Annotated in this window: 22 protein-coding genes; 13 read left to right on the forward strand and 9 right to left on the reverse strand. The window is 62.9% G+C overall.

The window, feature by feature from the left end; translation table 11 throughout:
• Positions 1-48: 48 nt before the first annotated feature.
• Entirely contained in the window at positions 49-3,531 is a 3,483-nt protein-coding gene (locus tag NUX07_RS03480; RefSeq protein WP_265528862.1) for a hypothetical protein, read from the reverse strand.
• 443 nt (positions 3,532-3,974) lie between these two features.
• Between NUX07_RS03480 and NUX07_RS03485 the strand changes: the two genes are divergently transcribed.
• Positions 3,975-6,041 (forward strand): prolyl oligopeptidase family serine peptidase, encoded by a 2,067-nt coding sequence (locus NUX07_RS03485; protein WP_265530734.1) that lies wholly within the window; start codon positions 3,975-3,977, stop codon positions 6,039-6,041.
• Between the two features lie 190 nt (positions 6,042-6,231).
• Complete coding sequence (locus tag NUX07_RS03490; protein WP_265528863.1) at positions 6,232-6,837, forward strand: hypothetical protein; 606 nt, start codon at positions 6,232-6,234, stop codon at positions 6,835-6,837.
• 68 nt (positions 6,838-6,905) lie between these two features.
• Here the strand turns inward: NUX07_RS03490 and NUX07_RS03495 are convergent, their stop codons facing one another.
• Positions 6,906-7,292 carry a response regulator transcription factor gene (locus NUX07_RS03495; protein ID WP_265528865.1) on the reverse strand — a complete coding sequence of 129 codons (387 nt, stop codon included), beginning with the start codon at positions 7,290-7,292 and terminating at the stop codon, positions 6,906-6,908.
• Between the two features lie 145 nt (positions 7,293-7,437).
• On the opposite strand from NUX07_RS03495, the gene guaA reads away from it, so the two are divergent.
• Complete coding sequence (gene guaA, locus NUX07_RS03500; RefSeq protein ID WP_265528867.1) at positions 7,438-9,012, forward strand: glutamine-hydrolyzing GMP synthase; 1,575 nt, start codon at positions 7,438-7,440, stop codon at positions 9,010-9,012.
• Positions 9,013-9,109: 97 nt separating this feature from the next.
• Positions 9,110-9,559, forward strand: a complete 450-nt coding sequence (locus tag NUX07_RS03505; RefSeq protein ID WP_265528869.1) for a CHRD domain-containing protein — start codon at positions 9,110-9,112, stop codon at positions 9,557-9,559.
• Positions 9,560-9,610: 51 nt separating this feature from the next.
• Here the strand turns inward: NUX07_RS03505 and NUX07_RS03510 are convergent, their stop codons facing one another.
• The gene (locus NUX07_RS03510; protein ID WP_265528871.1) at positions 9,611-10,699 is read right to left on the reverse strand and encodes an AI-2E family transporter; all 1,089 of its coding nucleotides are present in this window, start codon (positions 10,697-10,699) and stop codon (positions 9,611-9,613) included.
• A 56-nt stretch (positions 10,700-10,755) separates the two neighbouring features.
• Between NUX07_RS03510 and purT the strand changes: the two genes are divergently transcribed.
• From purT to NUX07_RS03530, 4 genes are all read left to right on the forward strand, one after another.
• Positions 10,756-11,937 (forward strand): formate-dependent phosphoribosylglycinamide formyltransferase, encoded by a 1,182-nt coding sequence (purT, locus tag NUX07_RS03515; protein ID WP_265528872.1) that lies wholly within the window; start codon positions 10,756-10,758, stop codon positions 11,935-11,937.
• 172 nt (positions 11,938-12,109) lie between these two features.
• On the forward strand, positions 12,110-13,372 hold the full coding sequence (locus NUX07_RS03520; RefSeq protein WP_407696140.1) for an MATE family efflux transporter: 1,263 nt from the start codon (positions 12,110-12,112) through the stop codon (positions 13,370-13,372).
• Positions 13,373-13,413: 41 nt separating this feature from the next.
• Positions 13,414-13,767, forward strand: a complete 354-nt coding sequence (locus NUX07_RS03525) for an ArsC family reductase (RefSeq protein WP_265528875.1) — start codon at positions 13,414-13,416, stop codon at positions 13,765-13,767.
• A 50-nt stretch (positions 13,768-13,817) separates the two neighbouring features.
• Entirely contained in the window at positions 13,818-14,099 is a 282-nt protein-coding gene (locus NUX07_RS03530) for a DUF427 domain-containing protein (RefSeq protein WP_265528877.1), read from the forward strand.
• On the opposite strand, the gene NUX07_RS03535 is transcribed toward NUX07_RS03530, so the two are convergent.
• Complete coding sequence (locus NUX07_RS03535) at positions 14,096-14,341, reverse strand: hypothetical protein (protein WP_265528878.1); 246 nt, start codon at positions 14,339-14,341, stop codon at positions 14,096-14,098. The genes NUX07_RS03530 and NUX07_RS03535 overlap by 4 nt on opposite strands.
• A gap of 65 nt (positions 14,342-14,406) precedes the next feature.
• Positions 14,407-14,901: a methyltransferase family protein gene (locus NUX07_RS03540; protein ID WP_265528880.1), complete on the reverse strand. Its 495-nt coding sequence runs from the start codon at positions 14,899-14,901 to the stop codon at positions 14,407-14,409.
• A gap of 96 nt (positions 14,902-14,997) precedes the next feature.
• Between NUX07_RS03540 and panB the strand changes: the two genes are divergently transcribed.
• From panB to NUX07_RS03565, 5 genes are all read left to right on the forward strand, one after another.
• Entirely contained in the window at positions 14,998-15,870 is an 873-nt protein-coding gene (panB, locus tag NUX07_RS03545; protein WP_265528882.1) for a 3-methyl-2-oxobutanoate hydroxymethyltransferase, read from the forward strand.
• 86 nt (positions 15,871-15,956) lie between these two features.
• Positions 15,957-16,688, forward strand: coding sequence for a tetratricopeptide repeat protein (locus NUX07_RS03550; RefSeq protein WP_265528884.1), 732 nt, complete (start codon positions 15,957-15,959; stop codon positions 16,686-16,688).
• Positions 16,685-18,004 carry an outer membrane protein assembly factor BamB family protein gene (locus tag NUX07_RS03555; protein ID WP_265528885.1) on the forward strand — a complete coding sequence of 440 codons (1,320 nt, stop codon included), beginning with the start codon at positions 16,685-16,687 and terminating at the stop codon, positions 18,002-18,004. Before NUX07_RS03550 ends, NUX07_RS03555 begins: the two co-directional genes overlap by 4 nt.
• Before the next feature lie 41 nt (positions 18,005-18,045).
• Positions 18,046-19,386 (forward strand): ribosome biogenesis GTPase Der, encoded by a 1,341-nt coding sequence (der, locus tag NUX07_RS03560; RefSeq protein ID WP_265528886.1) that lies wholly within the window; start codon positions 18,046-18,048, stop codon positions 19,384-19,386.
• A 98-nt stretch (positions 19,387-19,484) separates the two neighbouring features.
• Complete coding sequence (locus NUX07_RS03565; RefSeq protein WP_265528888.1) at positions 19,485-19,913, forward strand: Hpt domain-containing protein; 429 nt, start codon at positions 19,485-19,487, stop codon at positions 19,911-19,913.
• On the opposite strand, the gene NUX07_RS03570 is transcribed toward NUX07_RS03565, so the two are convergent.
• The 4 genes from NUX07_RS03570 to NUX07_RS03585 all read right to left on the reverse strand — a co-directional run bounded on the left by NUX07_RS03570 (position 19,910) and on the right by NUX07_RS03585 (position 22,714).
• Positions 19,910-21,154 (reverse strand): DUF418 domain-containing protein, encoded by a 1,245-nt coding sequence (locus NUX07_RS03570; protein ID WP_265528890.1) that lies wholly within the window; start codon positions 21,152-21,154, stop codon positions 19,910-19,912. The genes NUX07_RS03565 and NUX07_RS03570 overlap by 4 nt on opposite strands.
• Before the next feature lie 26 nt (positions 21,155-21,180).
• The gene (locus NUX07_RS03575) at positions 21,181-21,855 is read right to left on the reverse strand and encodes a nitroreductase family protein (RefSeq protein WP_265528892.1); all 675 of its coding nucleotides are present in this window, start codon (positions 21,853-21,855) and stop codon (positions 21,181-21,183) included.
• Between the two features lie 53 nt (positions 21,856-21,908).
• Entirely contained in the window at positions 21,909-22,394 is a 486-nt protein-coding gene (gene bfr, locus NUX07_RS03580) for a bacterioferritin (RefSeq protein ID WP_265528893.1), read from the reverse strand.
• 125 nt (positions 22,395-22,519) lie between these two features.
• Entirely contained in the window at positions 22,520-22,714 is a 195-nt protein-coding gene (locus NUX07_RS03585; protein ID WP_265528895.1) for a (2Fe-2S)-binding protein, read from the reverse strand.
• Between the last annotated feature and the right edge of the window lie 44 nt (positions 22,715-22,758).

Here is a 22,758-nt window from a genome sequence, read left to right on the forward strand (position 1 = left end):
AGTAAAGGGCGCCGCGGGGATCACCTGCGGCGCCCTTTTTCTTTGTCGTCAGAGGCCGATCGAGACGCCGACCTTCGCGGTGACCTTGCCGTCGCCGGTATTGGCGGCGACACCCGCGCCTAGCCCGATGCGGTCCGACAGGCGGCCGCCGATGGTGCCTGCGACGCCCTGCTGGCCCCCATGCGAGGCTGCGCCGATATTGAGCACCAGCGGCTGGTCCGGAAGCGCGACGATCGGAGCGAGCGCGGCCGCCGCAGCGATGCCGCCATCGATCCCGTCAAGCTCGCCTTCGAGGAAGGCGACACGCTGATCGAGCGCGGCGAGATCGGCTTCGTGCGCGAGCATGGTGCCCTGGAAGGCGAGGCTCATCCGGTCGACCGACGCCGCCGACGCTGCTGCACCGCGACCCAGCGTGCCGTTGGCATCGACGGTCACGACATCGACAGGGCCGACCTGCGCGGCGGTGGAGGCATCGATATCACCGATCGCCACCGAGCTGCCCGCGCCGCCGATCATGACCTGCTTGTCGCGCGTGGTTGTGGCGTTGGCGCCGATGGCGGTCGACACCGCGTGCGTGACGTTGGCCTGGAAGCCAATCGCAGTACTTTGGCTGCGCGTAACGACTGCGCTTCGCCCCACGGCCGTGGAGCCTTCGCCGCCCGACTGGGCGTTGGAGCCCACAGCCACCGCCGCGATGTTGGTCGCCTGCGCGACTTCGCCGATGGCGGTGGCATTGGTAGCGCTGGCAATCGAGCCGCGGCCGATCGACATCGAATTCACGCCGGTGGCCTTGGCCGAAGAGCCGATCGCGGTGGCGCGGAAGACGGTCGCTTCGGTGCGGCGGCCGAGCGCCAGCCCTTCCGCGCCGGTTGCCGAGGCAAGGAAGCCGATAACGGTCGATTCGGTGCCCGATGCCGAAGCCCCAATGGCAAGCGCTGTCGAACGCGCGCCGCTGGCATTGGTGTCGACGCCCAGCGCGAGGGCATATTCACCGCTCGCCTGAGCGCCCAAATTATTTGCGTCGGCAAAGGCATCGGTCTCGACACTGTCACCGCCAATGGCGATGCCGCCTTTGCCTGTAGCCCGCGACGAGTAGCCGATTGCGCTCGACCGAGTGCCGGTCGCGTCGGCGTCGAGGCCGAAGGCGGACGAACCTTCGCCACCTGCATCGGAAGCAAAACCCACCGCAACCGAGTTCAGCGCGACTGCCTGTGCAGCAAGGCCGATGGCGATAGCGTTGCCTGCCGACGCTTCCGCCGAGCGGCCGAGCGCTACGGTGTTGTTGCCTTGCGCAGACGCCAGCTGGCCGATGCTGACGCTGCTGCTGCCGTTGGCGGTCGTGTTAGCACCGACGGCAAGCGAGCCGCCCCCGCTTGAATTGGCGAGGAAGCCGAGCGCCATTGACGAGGTGTCATTAGCGACTGCATCGGCACCGATGGCAATCGAAAGCGATCCGATAGCGTTGGCACCGACATTGTCAGCATCATTCACCGTGTCGCTGCCGATAGCGATAGAGCGTTCGCCCTGCGCTCCGGCCTGCGCGCCCAGGGCCGTGGCATAGAGCCCGCTGGCATTGGCGCTTTCGCCGAGTGCCGAAGCGCCCTCAAGCACCGCGTTGCTATTTGACCCAAGCGCTACGGAGAAGCCGCCGCCTGCGTTGGCGCTGGTGCCGAGCGCGGTTGCGAGTTGTGAGGAAGCGGCTGCACCGTCACCAAGAGCGACGGACCGCGTCCCGCTGGCGCTGGCGTTGTTGCCGGCCGCAAGCGACTGCTGACCACCTGCGCTGGCGTTAGAACCGAGCGCGGCTGCGAATTGGCCGGCTGCTTGCGAGAGATACCCGACAGCTGTCGCTTGTTCGCCAGTCACGGTGGTGAAGTGACCGATCGCGATGGCATCGAAACCGCTTGCTGCGCTATCGCCGCCAATCGCGATGGCCCCGCCGACGGCGGTTGCGCCCGTGCCGTTGAGATCGCCATCGCCCCCGATCGCAACCGATACGAAACCAGCGGCGCTACCCAAACCGATGGCGACACCTGATTCGCCCGACGCGTTCGAAGATTCGCCAATGGCGATGGCGTCGGTGCCTGTCGCACTTGCGACGGGACCGTCCGAATTGATGTCGATATAGTCGGTGGTGGCCTCGATCGTTGCGACATTGGAGGCAACCGCATCGACGTAGGCTTTGTTGGCAGCATCCGTGGCGTTGAGGGGCGCATCGACGTTGGTGATACGGCGTTCGCTGCCGACGCTGCCGACCGATACCGTGTTGGCTTCCGTCGCTACCGAGCTTGCACCAAGCGCTACCGAGTTGAAGGCCGTCGTTGAGGCGCCGTAGCCCACGGCAGTGCTGAAATCGACCGAAGCCGATGCGCCGTTGCCGACCGCTGTGCCGCCGATGAAGGCCGTCGCATTTCGTCCTATCGCCGCGCCATCCATGGTTGCGCTGGCGCTTTCGCCGACGGCTAGTCCCGCATCGCCGGCAGACGCGTTCATGCCGATGGCAATGGCAGTGATCGGCCCCGGACCGTTAAAGCCGGTCGCGCTAGCATTCTGGCCAATGGCGATCGAGGCATCACTGCCGGTACTGGCATTGTCGCCGAGCGAGACTGCGCCGTTTCCGAGGCTCTGTGCGCCGGTGCCTAGCGCAACGGAAGATACACCGCTCGCTTGCGCGTCCGAACCGACCGCAACCGCATTCGTCGCCGTGGCAAAAGCTCCGTCCGTGTCGATATCGCCTCCATCTGCGCCAATGGCGATTGCACCGATCGCACCAGCGTCGGCTCCAGCGCCGAGGGCAACAGATCGTCTCGATGTCGCTTGTGCGCCCTCACCTACGGCCGTTGCCGCATCGGCTGAAGCGTTGGCGCTAGCGCCGAGCGCGGTGCTCCCTGTGCCGACCGCGCTGGTGAGCGAGCCAATTGCGGTGCCACTTGCACCGCTCGCGACTGCGCCGTTACCCATCGCCGAACTATTCGGACCGCCTGCTAGCGCGACGTTACCGACGGCGGTGGCACCATCGCTGCCGGCTGACGAGTTGGCGCCGATCGCGATGCCGCTGCTGCCGCTAGCCGCCGCGAAACCGCCGATGGCGATCGATTGATCACTGGTGGCCTGCGCCGAATAGCCCATGGCAACGGCGAAGATGGCGGTGGCGTCGCTGAAGGCGCCGATCGAGGTGGCGCTCGTCGCGGTGGCGCCGGCCTGGTAGCCGAGCGCGGTGGTGCCGCCGTGGGTGGCCTGCGCGAGGCTGCCGATGGCGCTGGCGCCGATCTGCCCCGTGCGGTCGAAATCGGTGTCGTCCCCGGCCTGTGCTTGATAGCCGATCGCAACGGTGTGATTGTCTTCGGCCTTGGCATCGGTGCTGCAGGCAAGCGCGGTGTCGTCACCCAAGCTCACGGCGCCCCCGGTGCCGTCCAGCAATCCGTTACCATTTATATCCAGCAAGCAATCTTCGGCCGCCGCAGGGGTGGCAAGGGCAGTCGAAAGGGCAATCGCGCCAATGGCGGCGCTCGAAAGATACAGTTTGCGCATGAGATACTCCTCACACGGCGGTCGGGCCATCCGCCTTTTCAAAGGTGCGAGGAGACGGCACACCCCCCAGCCCGTTGGCGGACAGCCTTGCGCATGGGTCCGAAACGGACAAGTTGCATTGGATCAATCTCTCACTTTAATTTTGGTCTTGTTGCATGATCACCACATGTGCGCGGCGCGTCTGATCGCCACGATCGACTGGGTGGACAAGCGCACTGCACCTGCGCCACATCGTCTTCAATTCATTGAAGATTGGAGTAATTCGCATGCGTATCGTCCGTTCCGCTGTAGTCCTTTCCCTCCTGAGCACCGCTGCCTGTGTCGAGCAACGCATCGAGCCTGCATCGCAACTGCCGGATGGTGATCCATTGGCAAGCGCAAAGACTACCGCGCACGCGCCCGACGCCGAGCCCGCTGCGGACCTGGTGCAGGCCGATGGCGACATGATCGGCATCGTATATCCGCAGACGCGCAAGGGCGACGTCGTCGAGACGATCCACGGTGTGACCGTCGCCGATCCGTATCGCTGGCTCGAAAATGACGTGCGCGAGGACGCCGAGGTCGCCCAGTGGGTCGACGCGCAAAACGAGGTTTCGGGCGCGTTCCTTGACGCGCTGCCGGGGACGCAGTGGTTCAAGGAGCGGATGACCGCGCTTTATGATTACGAGCGCATCGGCGTGCCGACCAGCCGCGAGGGCGAGTATTTCTATTCCAAGAATGACGGGCTGCAGCCGCAATCGGTGCTCTATGTCCGCCGCGGGCTCGATGGCGATGAGCGGGTGCTAATTGATCCCAATACATGGAGCGATGACGGGGCGACCGCACTGGCCGAATATGTACCGAGCGAGGATGGCAGCAAGCTGCTCTACGCGATCCAGGATGGCGGGTCCGACTGGCGCACACTCAAAGTCCTCGACGTCGCGACGGGCGAGATCCTGGACGACACGATCGAGTGGGTGAAGTTCTCCAGCCTCGATTGGGCTAAGGACGGGTCGGGCTTTTACTACAGCCGTTTCCCCGCGAGCGAGGAGGGCGGCAAGTTCATCGGGCTCAACACCAACCAGGCGGTCTATTTCCACCGGCTGGGTACGAGCCAGGATGATGACCAGCTGGTCTTTGCGCGGCCCGACAATCCTGATCTCAACAACACCGCGACCGTTTCGGATGACGGGCGCTACCTGATCACCTCGTCCTCCACCGGAACCGATGGTTGGGAAACCGCCGTCATCGATCTCGCCACTCACCGGATGAAGGCGGTCGTGATCGAACCGGGCGTGGATTACGAAACCAGCTATGTCGGCAATGACGGCTCGACCTTCTTTTTCCAGACCAATCGCGATGCCCAGCGCGGCGGTATCTTCAAGGTCGACATCGACGATCCCGAGCTGGCCCGCACGTGGGTGATCCCCGAAGATCAGGCGGTGTTGATCGATGCCGATCATGTCGGCGGCCGATTGATCGCGCAGTATCTGGTCGATGTGAAATCGGAAGCGCGCATCTACGACATGAATGGCACGATGCTGCGCACGGTTGACCTGCCGGGCATCGGCAGCGCGGGCGGCTTTGGCGGATCTCCCGATAAGCCGGAGACGTTCTACAGCTTCTCGAGCTTCGGACGGCCATCGACGATCTATCGCTACGATATCGACAGCGGGACCAGCGAAGTTTGGGCGGCTCCTGAAGTTGCTTTCGATCCCGACAATTATGTCACCGAACAAGTGTTCTACACGAGCAAGGATGGCACGCGCATCCCGATGTTCATCACGAAGCGGGCCGACGTGACGGGGCCGGTCCCGACCCTGCTCTACGGCTATGGCGGCTTCAACATTTCGGTGCGGCCGGGCTTTTCGCCGACGCGGATTGCCTGGATGGATGCGGGCGGCGCCTATGCCGTGGCGAACATCCGCGGCGGCGGCGAATATGGCAAGGCGTGGCACGATGGCGGGCGGCGCTTCAACAAGCAGAACGTGTTCGACGATTTCGCGGCGGCGGGCGAATGGCTCAAGGCCAATGGCGTGACGACGGCCGACGGTCTGGCGATCGAAGGGCGCTCGAACGGTGGCCTGCTCGTTGGTGCCTCGATCAACCAGCGCCCCGACCTGTTCGATGCGGGTCACGCGGCGGTTGGCGTCATGGACATGGTGCGTTTCGACCAGTTTACCGCCGGGCGCTACTGGGTCGACGATTATAATTACCCCGCCAAAGAGCAGGACTTCAAACACAACCTGACCTTTTCGCCCTATCATAATGTGAAGGCGCAGATCGATTATCCGGCGGTGCTGGTGACGACCGCTGACACCGATGATCGCGTCGTTCCGGGGCACAGCTTCAAATATGTCGCGATGCTGCAGGAAAAAGCCGGCCCGGGCGACGAGCCGCTGCTGATCCGGATCGAGACGCGCGCCGGCCATGGCTCGGGCAAGCCGACCGACAAGATCATCGAGGAAGCCGCCGACGTGGCGGCGTTCCTGGCGCATTTCACCGGGCTGAAGACCCCGCAAGGCGAATAGGCCAGCGAGTTTTCGCAATGAAGCGTCGGCGCGATGGCGTCGGCGCTTTTTTGCGTGTGCAATCCTGAACATTTCCCAACCCGTGCGTTCAGCATGACCTCAGTCGCTATCTGGTAGAACAGCATCAACACTGGCGGAAAACGTGGATTTTTTCGCGATTCGCCGGGCGTCACGGACAAGGAGAAGCAACATGGCAAACACGAAGATCAAGCTGGCCGCGATAGGTGCCGCGACCATGGCAGCGGCAGGCTTTGCCGCGACGCCCGCGCAGGCGCAATGGCGCAACGGGCCGAGCATCGAGGAAGTCGTCATCGGCACCATCATCAGGGGTGTCCTGGGATCGGGCAATTACGGACAGTATCCGTACGGCAACTATGGTTATGACCGGAACGACCGGTACGACCGTTATGGCGGCCGCTACGGGCTGAGCAACAACCAGCTGGTCGATCGCTGCGCAGCGGCCGTCGAGCAGAGGCTTAACCGTTATGCCTATAACGATCGTTATGACCGCTACAATCAGTACGATCGCTATGACCGGTATGACCGCCGCGACCGTTATGATCGTCGCTACGACAATCGCTATCAGGGCCAGGCCCGCGTTGCGGGGATCACCGAGGTCAAGCGCACGGGTTACGGGCTGAGCGTCGACGGTGTGGCCATGTCGGGCCGCTACGCGACCCAGTACAATCGCTACAATCGCAACGGCTACGGCTATTCGCAGCGTCCGGACATCAAGTTCGACTGCGATATCGAACGCAACGGCCGGATCCGCGATCTCGATATCGATCGCCGCTGATCAGCACTCTTTGCGGTGATTGAGGAAGGGCGTGGGCGCTGCAATGCAGTGCCCGCGCCCTTCTTCTTTTACGAAACGCGCATGCGCAGCGCGTGCTGGCCGAGCAGCGATTCCACGCGGATCGCAAGTTCATCCGGATCGAACGGTTTGCGCAAATAATCGTCGGCGCCGGCTTTGTAGGCGAGTGCTTCGTCATCGCGGCTCGTCCGGCCGGTCAGCATCAGCACCGGCAACGACCAGCCCAGCGTGGCGCGCACCTCGCGCAGGGCTTCAAGCCCGCTTTTGTTGGGCATCGAGGCATCGAGGATCAGCAAGTCGGGCTGTTTTGTCGCGGCGACTTCGAGAACGCGGCTGCCATCGGGCAGGATACCGACGATGTGGCCACGATTTTCAAGCGCGGCGCGCGCCAAATAAGCGCTGACTTCATCGTCTTCGGCAAGGATGATACGGGACATGGAGCGATGCTAGCGCCAACATAGTAAATGCTGGCCTGCAACATGGTCCGATCCGGTGAAATCATCGCGGCACGCCGCTGCCTGTGGACATGCAAGCGGTGCCCTCCTATCGCTCCGACAACATCCGCGCGCAGAAAGACCCATAATGACCGAACTGGCCCATGACGAAACCATCCTTATCGTGGATTTCGGCAGCCAGGTGACGCAGCTGATCGCGCGGCGCGTGCGCGAAGCGGGGGTTTACTGCGAAATCGCGCCATTCACGATGGCCGAAGCAGCGTTCGAGCGGTTGCAGCCCAAGGGCATCATCCTGTCGGGCAGCCCGCGCGGCGTGCCCGAACCCGATAGCCCGCGCGCGCCCGACATCGTTTTCGAAAGCGGGCTGCCGATCCTTGGCATCTGCTACGGCCAGCAGGTCATGACCCACCAGCTCGGCGGCACGGTCGAGACCGGCCACGGCACCGCCGAAGGCGGCGAATTCGGCCGCGCGTTCCTGACCGTGACCAAGGCTTGCGCCTTGTTCGACGGGATGTGGGAAGTCGGCGAGCGCCACCAGGTGTGGATGAGCCACGGCGACAAGGTGACGAAGTTTGCCGACGGGTTCGATATCGTCGCGACGTCGGACGGCGCGCCCTTTGCCGTGATTGCCGACGAAAAGCGTGCTTATTACGGAACGCAGTTTCACCCCGAGGTCGTGCATACGCCCGACGGGGCGCGGCTCATCAGCAATTTCGTTCGGCATATCTGCGGCTGTTCGGGCGAATGGACGATGGGCGCTTATCGCGATGCGCAAATCAAGGCGATCCGTGAACAGGTGGGCGACGGCAAGGTCATCTGCGGCCTGTCGGGTGGTGTCGATTCAGCGGTCGCTGCGGTGCTGATCCACGAAGCGATCGGCGACCAATTGACCTGCGTTTTCGTCGATCACGGACTGATGCGCATGGCCGAGGCCGAACAGGTCGTCGGCCTGTTCCGTGGGCATTACAACATTCCGCTCGTTCATGTGGACGCCGAGGACCTGTTCCTGTCCGGCCTCGCCGGGCTCGACGACCCTGAAATGAAGCGCAAGTTCATCGGCAAGACCTTCATCGAGGTGTTCGAGGAGGAAGCGGGCAATATCGGCGGCGCGGACTTTTTGGCGCAGGGCACGCTGTATCCCGACGTGATCGAGAGTGTGAGCTTCACCGGCGGGCCGTCGGTGACCATCAAGTCGCACCATAATGTCGGCGGCTTGCCCGAGCGCATGAACATGGAGCTGGTCGAGCCGCTGCGCGAACTGTTCAAGGACGAGGTGCGCGAGCTGGGGCGCGAGCTTGGCCTGCCCGACGCCTTCGTTGGCCGGCATCCGTTTCCGGGACCCGGGCTAGCCATCCGCATCCCGGGCGAGGTTACCAAGGAAAAGTGCGATATCCTGCGCAAGGCCGACGCCATCTATCTTGAAGAAATCCGCAATGCGGGGCTGTACGATGCCATCTGGCAAGCCTTCGCGGTGCTGTTGCCGGTGCGTACCGTCGGCGTGATGGGCGATGCGCGCACCTACGACAGCGTTTGCGGATTGCGCGCGGTCACCAGCGTCGACGGGATGACGGCCGACGTCTACCCGTTCGAAAGCGCTTTCCTGCAAAACGTCGCGACGCGGATTATCAATGAAGTGAAGGGCATCAACCGCGTGGTGTACGACTACACCTCGAAGCCGCCGGGCACGATCGAGTGGGAGTAGGCGCCGCCGGCCGCAATCCGGTCGGACGGAACGACGTACCCATTTCATGAATTATCTCCCCTGGCCCCCGAAACCAGGGTCAAGAGGGAGAGAAGTTATGCGTGCAATGAAAATATTAGCGCCGATCGCGGCGAGCAGCGCCTTATTGGCTGGCTGCGCGACAATCGAGGAAACCGTTACCGAACAGCTGGCCGAAACCTATACGGCCTATCTGGTGGGCGCAGAAGTGCCCGGCGGCGGCGATCCCGACGGCTATGCCCGCGCCGAAGTCACCATTTCCGACAATTTCGACCGCATCTGCTGGGAGATTGACGAGGTTCGCGGCGTCGTTCCGACCAGCGCCCATATCCACATGGGTGCGCGCGGCACCAATGGTCCCGTCGTCATGGCGCTTGAAGGCGAGGACGGCAGCTGGACCGCTTGCCGCGATGGCGGCGAATGGCGCGAAAACCGGATCGAGGGCAATCCGTCGATGTTCTACGTCCAGATCCACACCGCCGAATATCCGAACGGCGCTATCCGCGGCCAACTTTACGATCGCGATTGATCGCAAGCCTGACCGACAAGAAGGGGCCGGCGTTCAGCGTCGGCCCTTTTTCTATACCGCAGCAGGCTCTTCCTCTTTTGGCGTCTCCTCGGGCAGGCAGCCCGGCACTTTTACGTCGTGACCCAGGGCATCGCGGCTCCAGAGCATGCTGACGAGCGTGTAGATCACGACTGTGAGCGGCGCGGCCAGGACGACGCCGATTAGCCCGAACAGCGCGCCTAACGCGGCGAGCGCGAAGATCAGCAAGGCCGGCGGGATGGAGACGGCGCGCTGCTGCACCAGCGGGGTCAGCACGTTGCCCTCGATCTGCTGCGCGACGAGATAGACCGCGACCGCATACCAGAACAGCTCGGGCGTTGCGCTGAAGGCGATGATGAGCCCCGGGATGGCGCCGATGAAAGGACCGATCAGCGGAATGAAATTCGCCAGCCCGACCATGATGCCAAGCGCCGCGGCCGAGGGCACGCCGACGATCGACAGGCCAATCCCGACCATCAGGCCCACCAGGGTCATCGTGGCGAGCTGACCGACAAGATAGCGCTTCAAGGCGACGCCGGAGGCGTCCATCGCTTCGATGACCTTGTCTGACTTGCTCTTGGGAAAGAGTTTGGCGGTGCCGTGCGCATAGACGCGCGGCTCCAGCGCGAAATAGACCGCGCCGACGATCACCAGCACAAGGTTGGTGATGAGGCCCAGAAAGCCGAAGGCAAAACCCAAGGCCTGCCCGGCGAGGCCCTGGAAGTCGGGCGTGGAAGAGGCGAGCTGGCCGAACAATGGGAGTTCGGAAAGGCGGTCGCGGACAACCGGAAAGGCCTCGGTCAGCTGCGCCTGCAGCGCTGCAAACTGTCCCGACAGCTGCGCGCCGAATAGCCAGCCGGCCAAACCGATGATTACGAAGATCGTCAACAGGCCGAGAAGGACCGAAATTCCGTCGGATAGTCCGATCATACGGAACGGAGTGCCTGCCGCGCGGATTAGGACAGCAATGAGGACGGCACCGAAGATCAGCAGCAGCGTGGAAGCTAGCGGGACCAGCAATAGCCCAAGCCCGACGAGCAGCAGCACGATCAAGGTGCGCTTCGCCAGGTGCCCAAGGTCTCGGCTGTCGTCCATCTTGTTCCCCCAAAACTGCTGCTGCATTGGTGGCTTGATGCGTTCGCAATGGCAAGCCGCGTGAAGATAGAAAGATCATCCGCATGACCCCTACCGCCAAAATCCTGCTGCTCGGCTCCGGTGAGCTCGGCAAGGAATTCGTCATCAGCTGCCAGCGGCTCGGCTGCCATGTGGTTGCCTGCGACAGCTATGACGGCGCGCCCGCCATGCAGGTCGCGGACGATCGCGAGGTGTTCTCGATGCTCGACGGCAAGGCGCTGCAGAACGCGGTGCAGAAGCACCGGCCCGATTATATCGTGCCCGAGATCGAGGCGATCCGCACCGAAACGCTGGCCAAGCTGGAAAAGCAGCTCGAAGTGGTCGTGGTACCGACGGCGAAAGCCGCGCAGATGACGATGAACCGCGATGCCATTCGCGATCTCGCGAGCGATGACCTGGGCATCGAGACCTCGCCCTATCGCTATGCCGAAAGCCTCGAAGAGCTGCGAAAAGGCGCCGAAGAAGTCGGCTTCCCGGTGGTGGTGAAGCCGGTCATGTCGTCATCGGGCAAGGGTCAGTCGACGGCGCAGAACGAGGCCGAACTGGAAGGCGCGTGGGAATATGCCACGAGCGGTATGCGCGGCGACCGGGTCCGCGTGATCGTCGAAGGCTTCATCCATTTCGACTATGAAATCACGCTGCTGACGGTCTCGCACAAGGACGGCATCACCTTTTGCCCGCCCATCGGCCATCGGCAGGAAAACGGCGATTATCGCGAAAGCTGGCAACCGGCAGACGTGTCGGTCGCAGTGCTGACCAAGATGGAACAGACCGCACGAAAGATCGTGAAGGCACTAGGCGGCCATGGTGTCTTCGGGGTCGAATTTTTCGTGCGCGGGGGTGACGTGATCTTTTCCGAGCTCAGCCCGCGACCGCATGACACCGGTATGGTCACGCTGGTCAGTCAGGAGTTGAGCGAATTCGACCTGCACGCGCGCGCCATCCTCGGACTGCCAGTGTCGCTGGTCGAAGCCAACGGCACGAGCGCGAGCGCGGTGATCCTCGCCGATCGCGATGCCGAGGAGTTTGCCTTCGAAGGGCTGGCCGAAGCGCTCGAGCAGCCCGATAGCGCGCATGTCGATGTCCGCATTTTCGGCAAGCCCGTGACGCGGCCGAACCGCCGCATGGGCGTGGCTCTGGCGCGGGTCAGCCAGGGCGGCATCCGCCGGGCGCGGCAACTGGCGGTCGCCGCGGCGGAGAAAATCCGCATCGTCTATGACGATTAGACGGCCTGGCATCATGCGGGCCTTGCCGCTTGCCGGAACGAAACACCGCGCCTAACGCTTGGGCCCGCACATGGCCTCCTCTTCCTCCCACAAAGCGAAACTGACCCAGGGTTCCATCAGGGGCCATCTGGTAACGCAAACATTGCCGATGATGGTCGGCGGCGCGGCGCTAATGAGCATCGGCATCATCGATGCCTATTTCGTCGGGCAACTGGGCGCGGACGCGTTGGCGGCGATCAGCTTCATCTTCCCGATCACCGTGGCCTTGTCGTCGCTCGGCGTCGGGGTGATCGCGGGTATCAGTTCGGTGACGAGCCGCGCCCTTGGCGAAGGCGACCCCGGTCACGCGCGGCGGCGGGCCAATGTCGGAATCGTCCTTGCCACGATGTTCGGCATCGCGGTCGGTGCGACGCTGTTCGCGCTGCGGGGACCCTTGTTCAGGTTGATGGGCGCAAGCGACACGCTGCTGCCGCTGATCGACGCCTATATGACGCCCTTCGCGCTTGGTTTCCCGTTGCTGCTGGTTGGCATGGGCATCAACGGTTGCCTACGCGGGCAAGGACTGGCGAAGCGAAGTTCGACGGTGCTGATCGCGATGGCGATCGCCAACTGGATCCTCGATCCCATACTCATTACCGGCGCGTTCGGGTTCAAAGGCTTCGGCATGGCGGGCGCCGCCTACGCGACGATCGGCGGCTGGGTGCTGGCGCTCGCGATGGGGTTTTTCTTCCTGCAGGGCAGCCAATTGAAGCTCGACATCGGCGCCCTGCCGCAATGCGACTGGTCTGGCGCAACGCGCGCGATCGGAAGGGTGGCAGGACCGGCAGCATTTTCGAACGCCATCAACCCGATCGGGCTGTCGGTGCTGACGGGGCTTCTGGCAATGGTGGGGCAGGACGCGGTGGCGGGTTTTGGCGCGGGAGGACGCCTGCAGGCCTTTGCGGTGGTTCCGCTGCTGGGTCTGTCCGCCTCGATCGGGCCGATCGTGGGGCAGAATTTTGGGGCAGGGGCGCATGACCGGGTGCGCGATGCGCTCAAATATGCCGGGCTGTTCTGCATCGGCTACGGGCTCTTGATCGGCGCGTTGCTGGTGGCGACCCGCGAGCCGTTGGCAGCGCTGTTCAGCGATGATGCGACAGTGCGCGCCGAGATCGCGCGCTACCTTGCCATTTCCGCCTGGGGCTATGCCGGGTTCGGCTTGCTGATCATGGCCAACGGCGCGCTCAATGCCGTCGACCGCGCGGGCACCGCGCTTGGCCAATCGCTGTTCAGGGTGCTCGCCGTCATGGTCCCGGTAGGACTGCTGCTGCGCGCCGAATGGGGCGCCGAAGGTGTCTATGTGGCGGAACTGGCGGCGAACCTGGTTGGCGGACTAGTGGCTGCGGTGTCGCTGTGGTGGGTATTCTGGCGCTCAACCGGGCAACAAGGGAATTAACAGCTATTGAAGACGCAGGCGTCCCCCGCTAGATGCCGCGCATGGCTGAGATCACCCTTTACGGCATTCCCAACTGCGACACCGTCAAGAAGACGCGTCAGTGGTTCGAGAAGCGCGGCATCGTCTATTCCTTCCACGACTACAAGAAGTCGGGGATCGACAAGGAAATGCTCGAGCTGTGGGTGCTCGAAAAGGGATGGGAGCCGATCCTCAACAAGCGCGGCACGACGTTCCGCCAGCTGCCCGATGTGCTCAAAGAGGATATCGATGGCGACAAGGCGATCATGCTGATGGTCGCGCATCCCTCGATGATCAAACGCCCCATCGTCGACATCGATGGCGAGGTCATCATCGGTTACGACAGCACCGCTTACGAGACCTTGCTGGGCCTGTAGCCGGGAACGCTTGGCCGCCTTTCGCCGTTCAGGCTGAAAGGAGTTTGCAGATGGTCAAAGCAACGTGGAATGGCGAGACGATCGCCGAGAGCGACGACACGGTCGTGGTCGAAGACAATCATTATTTCCCGCGCGACGCGGTGAAGATGGATCGGCTGGTGCCATCCGACACGCAGACGCATTGCCCGTGGAAGGGCGAAGCGACCTATTTCTCGGTCAAGGCTGGTGAGAACACCAATGCCGATGCAGCCTGGAGCTATGAAGATCCAAAACCCGCAGCGTCAGAAATCAGAGGCCGCATCGCATTCTGGAAGGGTGTCGAAGTCGGTTAGAAAAACGGCGCGCCATAGGCGCGGTCGATCGGGCCGGCCGACGGCGTTTCTCCGCGCACCGGAACATTGGGCCTGCATTTCGCCTTGTCGGATTCGCGCTTGAGCTTGCATTGCCGCGCTTGCTCGCGTTCCTCGGCAGCTTCGCGTTCGCTCTTGCTCGGGGTCGACTTTTCCTTGCCATCCGCCAGAGCAGGGGCGGAGAAAAGCCCGCTGACGGCCAGTCCGATCAAAATCTTGCGCACCGAAATCCCCTTTCGATGGTGCATGGCATAGCATGCCAATCTGACGTTAGCATGAATAACATATGTCAAATCCAGCGGCGGCTGGTGGCGAGCAGCGCGCGGTAGGGTTCGCCGAATTTGCGTTCGAGATAGGCTTCCTCGCGCGCGATGACATAGCGGTCGATCACGAACAGCGTGGGGATCAGCAGCGCCAGCATGAAGAGGCATCCCGCGATCACCGCGATACCGAAGAAGATGAGCGCCATGCCCAGATACATCGGATTGCGGGTGACGCGGTAGATGCCGCCAGTGACGAGCGCGGTCGTTTCTTCCCATGGCTCGGGCGGCGTTTCGGCGCGGCGAAACTTCAGCAGCGCAAGCACGATAAAGGTAGCGCCGAGCACGACGAACGCGGCGCCGCCAAAGGCACGCACCGGCCACGACAGCATGTGCTGGGGAATGTCGAAGGCGTGGAAGCTTTCGTGAAACACGAGCCCGGCGATCAACGGCACGCCGAGAATCAGCGGCGGCGGGGCAAGCACGTGGGCAATGTCCTTGGGAGCGGTAGACTTGTCTTTCATCGCCGCTGTTCTATCGAGCTAAGACGCCTTTGTCGCCAGTCGCTTTCGACGAGCGGCCCATGGCGCTTTGCCAGCGGCCTCGCTAAAACGAGCCCCATGTCCAAGATCACGATCGATACCGATACCAGCCGCGCCACGCCCAACCCCAGGCCGGGCAAGCGCATGACCGTGCCCAAGATCCGCTCGATGAAGCGGGGGCCGGGGATTGCGCAGGAGCCGCTGGTGATGCTGACGGCCTACACCACGCGCACCGCGCAGCTGCTCGATCCGCATTGCGACATGTTGCTGGTGGGGGACAGCCTCGGCAATGTGATCTACGGGCTCGATAGCACGGTGCCGGTCACGCTCGACATGATGATCGCGCATGGCGCGGCGGTGGTGCGCGGGTCGTGGCATGCGCAGGTGACGGTCGACATGCCGTTCGGCAGCTATGAGGAAAGCCCGCAGCAGGCGTATCGCTCGGCGGCGCGGATTCTGAAGGAGACCGGCGCCTCCGCGGTGAAGCTGGAAGGCGGGGAGGCGATGGCCGAAACCATCCACTTCCTCACCAATCGCGGCATCCCGGTGATCGGCCATGTCGGGCTCACCCCGCAGGCGATTAACGTGCTCGGCGGCTACCGCGCGCGCGGCCGCGACGATGCGGAGGCGGACAAGATCAAGCGCGATGCCAAGGCAGTGGACGAGGCGGGGGCATTTGCCATCGTTCTGGAAGGTGTGATGGAAGAAATCGCCAGCGAGATCACCCGCAGCGTCTCGGCGCCGACCATTGGCATCGGCGCATCGAAGGATTGCGACGGGCAGGTGCTGGTGACCGAAGACATGCTCGGCCTGTTCGAGCGCACCCCGCGGTTCGTAAAGGTCTATCACAACCTTGCCGACCAGATCAGCGCGGCGGTCGAAGAATATGCCAACGAGGTGCGCTCCAACAGCTTCCCCACCGACGAACAGACATATCGGCCCAAGGGCTGACTCCCTTTGCCTTTGCAATTCGCCTCCGCTAGAGGCTAGCCAGCTAATGTTCATGCGGGGTGGGGAAAGCGATTTCCGCCCCCTTTTTGAAAAACGAGGTGACCGTGGCGCTCGGCCCCGACGACGATAAACTCAACGAGCAGTTCCAGCGCGAAGTCGACGAGAAAATGCGCGAAGACCAGATGGCGGACTTCATGAAGAAGTACGGCACCTGGATCACGCTTGGCGTGATCGCCTTCCTTGCCGCGATCGGCGGATATTTGTTCTGGCAAAGCGACAAGGAAGCCAAGGCCGCCGAAGCGAGCGAACAGCTTGCGCTGGCGATCCGCGATGTCGGCAACGGCGATCTCGATGGCGTGCCCGAGCGGCTCGATGCAATTGCCGCGGACTCGACCGAGGCGACCAAGGCGAGCGCCTTGCTGACCCGCGCCGCGGTGGCGCTCCAGCAGGGCGACCGCACAAAGGCAATCGAGACCTATGCCGCGGTCGTCGCCGACGACAGCATTCCCGAGGCTTACCGCGACATCGCGCTCATCCGCCAGACGATGCTCGAATATGACCGCATGGAGCCCGATGCCATCATCGCCCGGCTTCAGCCGATGGCCCAGCCGGGCCACGCCTTTTACGGCACCGCCGCCGAACTGACCGCGATCGCGATGATGCGCGCGGATCGAAACGACGAAGCCGGACGCCTGTTCGCTGCCATCGCGGCGGACGAGACCGTGCCCGAAACTTTGCGCAGCCGCGCCGGCCAGGTTGCCGGCACGCTTGGCGTCGACGCCAGCGATGCGCTTATCCCCGAGGAAGACGAAGAATGAAAAAAGTTGCGATCGTAGCGGCCTCGTGCGCGCTGGCCGGGTGCAGCCTGTTTGGCGGCGGCACCGATTCCACGCCGGTGCTGGGCGAACGCCAGTCGGTGCTGGGGACAGAGCTTGAAATTAGCGTCGATCCGGCGACAGCCGCGATTCCGCTGACGCTGCCTGCTGCGCAGGTCAACGCCGAATGGTCGCAGCCTGGCGGTAACGCTTCGAAGTCGATGGGCCACCTGGCGTTCAATGCGGCAGATGGCCTCAACCCCGTCTGGACTGCCTCGATCGGTGCAGGCAACACCCGCGCCGCGCGCCTCATCAGCGCGCCGGTAGTCGCCGAGGGACGCGTCTATACCATCGATACGCAGGCCAACGTGCGCGCTTTCGATCTCAACAGCGGTGCGACCATCTGGTCGGCGCGCATCGGGGGCGGCGAGGGTGATCGATCCTCGCTGTTCGGCGGCGGTGTCGCGTATGACGCTGGCCGTATCTACGCCACCAACGGGCTTGGCCAGGTTGCAGCACTCGACGCGGCGACCGGCGCCATCGCCTGGACGACGCAGCCGGCAGGTCCGCTGCGCGGATCGCCCTCGGTGCAGGGCGACACGATCTACGTGATCACCCAGGACAACCAGATCTTCGCGCTCAACAAGACAACGGGCGAGCGCCGCTGGAACCAGAATGCGACGTTGGAAATCGCGGGCGTGTTCGGGGCTTCCGCACCGGCAATTGCGCGCGGGACGGTGGTTGCGGGCTTCAGCTCGGGCGAACTCAATGCCTATCGCTATGAAAATGGCCGCGTCGTCTGGTCGGACACGCTGTCGCGCACCTCGATCAGCCGCTCGGTCAGCTCGATCAGCGATATCGATGCCGAACCGGTGATCGATGGCAATCAGGTCTTCGCGATCGGCAATGGCGGGCGCATGGTCAGCCTCGACCTGATCACCGGCCAGCGCCAGTGGGAGCTCAACATCGCCGGCGCCAATACGCCGTGGGTAGCGGGCGACTGGGTGTTCGTGCTGACCGACGACGCCAAGGTGCTTGCGGTCAAGCGCGACACCGGACGCGTCAAATGGATGGCCGAACTGCCCGAATATCGCAGTCCCAAGAACCGCAAGGGCAGGATCCGCTATACCGGCCCCGTGCTCGCGGGCGATCGGCTGATCGTGGCGGGCTTCAACGGCATGCTCTATTCGCTCAGTCCGGTCGACGGGTCGATCGTGACGCAGCAGGAAATGGGCGATGGCACCGGCCTGTCGCCGGTGGTGGCCAATAACACGCTGCTGATCCTCGACGGTCGCGGTCGTCTCAAGGCTTTCCGGTAATTCTTGACCGCTGCCCGGCTTACGGGCAGGGGCGGCGCGTCATGAAACGTCCTACCGTAGCCATTGTCGGCCGACCCAATGTCGGCAAATCCACGCTGTTCAATCGGCTGGTGGGCAAGCGCATCGCGCTGGTCGACGACCGGCCGGGGGTGACGCGCGACCGCCGCGAAGGCGATGGCATCCTGCTCGGCATGGAATTCAAGGTCATCGATACCGCAGGCTTCGAGACCGAGGACCCTGAGACGCTGCCCGGCCGCATGCGCGCGCAAACCGAGGCCGCAGTGCGCGAGGCGGACGTGGCGCTGTTCCTGATCGACGGGCGCGCCGGGCTGACGCCGCTCGACGAGGAAATTGCCGGGTGGCTGCGCTCGAGCAGCACGCCGATCGTCGTCGCCGCCAACAAGGCGGAAGGCAATGCGGGCGAGGCCGGGCGGCTGGAGGCGTACGGGCTCGGGCTCGGCGAACCGTTCGCGCTGTCAGCTGAACATGGCGAAGGCATTGTCGACCTGTTCGATGCGCTGCGCCCCTTCCTCGAGCGCGAAGCCGTGGAGGAAGACGTCGATCCCGAGGGCGGGCCGCTCAAGCTGGCCATCGTCGGGCGCCCCAATGCGGGCAAGTCGACGCTGATCAACAAGATTCTCGACGAAGAGCGGCTGATCACGGGACCGGAAGCCGGGATCACGCGCGACAGCATCAGCATCGACTGGGACTATAAGGGCCAGAAGGTGCGGCTGATCGACACGGCGGGACTGCGCAAGCGCGCCAAGGTCGACGACAAGCTGGAGAAGCTTTCGGCAGCCGACACGAAACGCTCTATCGACTTTGCCGAGGTCGTCGTGCTGCTGCTCGATGCGACACGCGGGCTCGAAGCGCAGGACCTTCGCATCGCCGACCAGGTCCTGGAAGAAGGCCGCGCGCTGATGATCGTCATCAACAAGTGGGACGTGGCGGAACATGCCTCCAGCCTGTTCAACGGGATCAAGGCCGCGCTTGCCGATGGGCTCAGCCAGGTTGCGGGCGTGCCGCTGCTGACCGTATCGGCCAAGACGGGCAAGGGGATCGACGCGATCCTCGACGCCGCGCTCAAGCTGCGCGACCAATGGTCGATCCGCGTGCCGACGGGCGAGCTTAACCGCTGGTTCGATCATGCTATCGACCAGCACCCGCCGCCCGCACCCAAGGGCAAGCGCGTGAAGCTCAGATATATCACGCAGGTCACGACCCGCCCGCCGACCTTCGTGATCTTCGGGACGCGCGTGGATACGCTGCCTGATAGCTATCGGCGCTATCTGGTCAACGCGATGCGGCGTGATCTCGGGCTCGGCCCGGTGCCGGTGCGCATCAATTTGCGCAGCCCCAAAAACCCCTACGCCAAGCGCTGACGCGCGGCGGGTTCATCAACCCAAATTTTACCATCTCGCATTAGGTCGGGAGCTGTGTGGAACCGTCGCGAGTGCACGCGCGACTGTCGGAGAGGTTGATGAACCAGGCAACGAACGTCGTCGATTGGCGCTATTTTGAAGAAGCGCGCGTCGAACTGGGCGACGCTTTCCTCAAGATTCTGGGCTATTTTCGCGAAGATGGCGTCAAGAGCATCGAGCAGATCGAGCAGGCGATGCGCACGCAGGATACCGCGGCGCTGGTGATTCCCGCGCACACGCTGAAAGGCGAATCGCGCCAGTTCGGTGCCGAAATGCTCGCCGATTGTGCCGAAGAAATCGAAATGGCGGCGCGCCGCTGCATCGAGATCGGCGAGTTCCCCGACAACCTCATCCCCGATGTCGTCAAGCTGCGCGAACTGTGGGCCAGCACCATCGAGGCGTTCGATGAAGAACTCAGCCCGCTGATGAAGCGTAAGCCTGCCGGCGATGACGCCGCGCAAGGTGGTTTCGGGCGCGCTGGCTACTAGGCGGTTTTCAGCATCGGCTGCGGGCTGAAGCGCGATAGGGTGCGCCAGATCCATTCAAGCGGGCCGTAGTGGAAGCGGTCGAGCCAGGGCTTCGACCAAAGCAGCATCAGCGCCCACATCCCGAACACGAAGGGTAGCAACGCGGCCCTTCCGAACTGGCCGAACAATCCAAGTCCATAGCCGTAGAAGATCGTCGTCATGACGATTGATGTCACCAGATAGTTGGTAAAGGCCATGCGACCGGTCGCCGCCAGTCTTCCCGCAAGTGGCTGTCCAAGATTTTGCTTGGCCCAAAGCGTGATGAGCGCTGCCCACCCGATTGCCATCAGGATATCGAAAGGCACCGAGTAAAGCATCGTCGAATTTATGATGGTCAGCGCATCGAACCCGGATTGCACCTGGAGCCACAACAGGTAGCTGTTGCCGACAAGACCGATGCCCAAACAGGTCGCCGCCCATTTGCGATAGCGTTCGCGAGGCCAGCCGCCCGTTAGGAAGCCGGTTTTGAAAAGCGCCATCCCAATCAGAAAGAGCCCGAGAGTTTCAGGCCCGAGAAACAGTGCGTTGAAGAGCGGCTTGGTGCGTTGTTCGACAAACCGTTTTTGCAAGATCGGCTCATACGGCCCCTGGTAGAGCGAGAGGTCTTCGGCGATTTTTTCTTCATCACGGCCAAAGAAACGCTCGACCATGTCCATCTGCTGTTCGGCGGCTGCCTGCAACTCTGGACTGGGATCCGGGTTTGCGACGATCGAGGCCGAGACATTGAAGCTGTTCACGACAAATGCGGCATACGCAAAGCAGGCGAGGGCGGCCATGATAAGCCACCTGATGGGTAACTTGTGGAAAGCAAAGGCGACCAAGCCGACAAGGCCGTATAGCGCCAGGATATCGCCAGCCCAAATGAACCAATAGTGCGCAAGCCCGATCAGGATGAGCCAACCCATCCTGCTGAAGTGGCGCAGCGCTGGGCTTTGTCGTTTGGCAGACGCCAATTCGATCACCAAAAGGGTCGAAGCCCCGAACATGATGGAAAACAGGCTTCGAAATTTGGACTCGAAGAAGAGGAACTCGAAAGCCCAGACAAGCCAATCAAGTCCGTTCGGACTGCCATAAGCAGTGGGGTTCGAATACATCGAGAAGGGCGCGGCAAACGCATAGATGTTCATCGTGAGGATGCCCATCACCGCGACGCCCCGTATGATGTCGAGAGTTTCGATGCGCGGTCGCGATGTCGTAGCCATTTTCCAATCCCCCCGAGAGATTCAGGCTAGAGCCAACTGGTGATCTGGTCGAGCGGCTTCTTTTTAATGGCGTGCTCGGGCACCGTTGCGTCCGCGCTGGGCAGGCCCGCGACGATGATCATCACCGGCTTTTCGTGCGCGGGGCGGCCGCATATCTCGCGCAGGAAGCCCATCGGCGAGGGGGTGTGGGTCAGCGTGGCGAGGCCCGCCTTGTGGAGCGCGGTGAGTAGGAGCCCGCAGGCGAGCCCTACGCTCTCGGTCACGTAGTAATTCTGCTTCATGTCGCCCGGTTCGATCCCGCCCTTGCGCTGGCCGAATACGACGATGAGGTAGGGAGCGATGGTGAGAAATTCCTTGTCGGCATCGGTGCCGATGGGGGCCAGCGCATCGAGCCAGTCGTCGCCCGCCTTGCCGTCGTAGAACTTGCGCTCTTCCTCTTCGGCGGCGGCACGGATCCTGGCCTTGATGTCGGCGCTCTCGATCACGGCGAAATGCCAGGGCTGGTGGTTGGCGCCGTTAGGGGCGCTACCGGCAGCGCGGATCGCATGCTCGATCACCTCGCGCGGCACCGGCGTATCGGTGAACATCCGGCACGAGCGGCGATCCTTGATCTCGTCATAAAAACGCGCCGCGGCGGCGATGCGTTCTTCATTGCTAAGATAGGGCAGGTCGGTGTAGGGGACCGAAGGGACGTTGTGCATGCGGATGTATTCGCGCGAAGCGCGATCAGGTTACAACCCCCAAACGAAAAATCCTAAGCGCCCTCGTCCGCCGGTTTGGACTGGAGCTGGCAGTAATTCTGCAAGCCCATCGCGGCGATCATGTCGAACTGGGTCTCGATATAATCGATATGCTCTTCCTCGGCGTCGAGGATCGAGGTGAAGAGCTGGCGGCTGACATAATCCTGCACCTCTTCGCAATAGGCGATGGCGCGCTTGAGCTGATCGACCGCTTCGAGTTCGACCGCGAGGTCGGCATTGAGGATTTCCTGGACATTTTCGCCGATGCGCAGCTGGCCCAATTTCTGGAAATTGGGCATGCCGTCGAGCATCAGGATGCGCTCGGCCAGCTCATCGGCGTGCTTCATCTCCTCGATCGATTCATGCTTTTCATGATCGGCAAGGCGGGTCAGGCCCCAATCGTCGAGGAGGCGGTAGTGCAGCCAATACTGGTTGACCGCGGTCAGCTCGTTCTTGAGCGTCTCGTTGAGCAGTTCGATGACTTTCGCGTCACCCTTCATCGCAAATTCCTTTGAGGCATCCTTGCGTGAAATCCTTACGCCTGATGCGCAGGATATTCAATGGAAAAATGGCGGAAAAGCGGGATTTTTATGCGAATGCGAGTGATTAGCAGTCGCGCAAGATTTCAGGCGGCGCTCTTGTCCACGCTGATCATGTTTTCGCGCTCATCCTCGACCAGGAATTCGGCGAGGTCTTCGCAGCTGGCGCAATCGAAATCGCAGCCCATCGAGGCATAGGCAGCCTTGGCATCGCGGCAGCCACGCCGGGCCGCGGCGCGAATGTCATGCTCTCGAATCACGTTGCAGCTGCAGATGATCATGCAACCAAATGTACGCTATTGCGAATGATTTGCAAGTAGGCGCA

It is taken from the genome of Sphingomicrobium marinum (assembly GCF_026157105.1).
GTDB classification, from domain to species: Bacteria; Pseudomonadota; Alphaproteobacteria; order Sphingomonadales; family Sphingomonadaceae; genus Sphingomicrobium; species Sphingomicrobium marinum.

Excerpts from the sequence above, each read along its gene's own strand:
- NUX07_RS03480 (WP_265528862.1), bottom strand. The coding sequence starts at position 3,531 with ATGCGCAAACTGTATCTTTCGAGCGCCGCCATTGGCGCGATTGCCCTT.
- NUX07_RS03485 (WP_265530734.1), top strand. The coding sequence starts at position 3,975 with ATGATCGGCATCGTATATCCGCAGACGCGCAAGGGCGACGTCGTCGAG.
- NUX07_RS03490 (WP_265528863.1), top strand. The coding sequence starts at position 6,232 with ATGGCAAACACGAAGATCAAGCTGGCCGCGATAGGTGCCGCGACCATG.
- NUX07_RS03495 (WP_265528865.1), bottom strand. The coding sequence starts at position 7,292 with ATGTCCCGTATCATCCTTGCCGAAGACGATGAAGTCAGCGCTTATTTG.
- guaA (WP_265528867.1), top strand. The coding sequence starts at position 7,438 with ATGACCGAACTGGCCCATGACGAAACCATCCTTATCGTGGATTTCGGC.
- NUX07_RS03505 (WP_265528869.1), top strand. The coding sequence starts at position 9,110 with ATGCGTGCAATGAAAATATTAGCGCCGATCGCGGCGAGCAGCGCCTTA.
- NUX07_RS03510 (WP_265528871.1), bottom strand. The coding sequence starts at position 10,699 with ATGCAGCAGCAGTTTTGGGGGAACAAGATGGACGACAGCCGAGACCTT.
- purT (WP_265528872.1), top strand. The coding sequence starts at position 10,756 with ATGACCCCTACCGCCAAAATCCTGCTGCTCGGCTCCGGTGAGCTCGGC.
- NUX07_RS03520 (WP_407696140.1), top strand. The coding sequence starts at position 12,110 with ATGAGCATCGGCATCATCGATGCCTATTTCGTCGGGCAACTGGGCGCG.
- NUX07_RS03525 (WP_265528875.1), top strand. The coding sequence starts at position 13,414 with ATGGCTGAGATCACCCTTTACGGCATTCCCAACTGCGACACCGTCAAG.
- NUX07_RS03530 (WP_265528877.1), top strand. The coding sequence starts at position 13,818 with ATGGTCAAAGCAACGTGGAATGGCGAGACGATCGCCGAGAGCGACGAC.
- NUX07_RS03540 (WP_265528880.1), bottom strand. The coding sequence starts at position 14,901 with ATGAAAGACAAGTCTACCGCTCCCAAGGACATTGCCCACGTGCTTGCC.
- panB (WP_265528882.1), top strand. The coding sequence starts at position 14,998 with ATGTCCAAGATCACGATCGATACCGATACCAGCCGCGCCACGCCCAAC.
- NUX07_RS03555 (WP_265528885.1), top strand. The coding sequence starts at position 16,685 with ATGAAAAAAGTTGCGATCGTAGCGGCCTCGTGCGCGCTGGCCGGGTGC.
- der (WP_265528886.1), top strand. The coding sequence starts at position 18,046 with ATGAAACGTCCTACCGTAGCCATTGTCGGCCGACCCAATGTCGGCAAA.
- NUX07_RS03565 (WP_265528888.1), top strand. The coding sequence starts at position 19,485 with ATGAACCAGGCAACGAACGTCGTCGATTGGCGCTATTTTGAAGAAGCG.
- NUX07_RS03570 (WP_265528890.1), bottom strand. The coding sequence starts at position 21,154 with ATGGCTACGACATCGCGACCGCGCATCGAAACTCTCGACATCATACGG.
- NUX07_RS03575 (WP_265528892.1), bottom strand. The coding sequence starts at position 21,855 with ATGCACAACGTCCCTTCGGTCCCCTACACCGACCTGCCCTATCTTAGC.
- bfr (WP_265528893.1), bottom strand. The coding sequence starts at position 22,394 with ATGAAGGGTGACGCGAAAGTCATCGAACTGCTCAACGAGACGCTCAAG.
- NUX07_RS03585 (WP_265528895.1), bottom strand. The coding sequence starts at position 22,714 with ATGATCATCTGCAGCTGCAACGTGATTCGAGAGCATGACATTCGCGCC.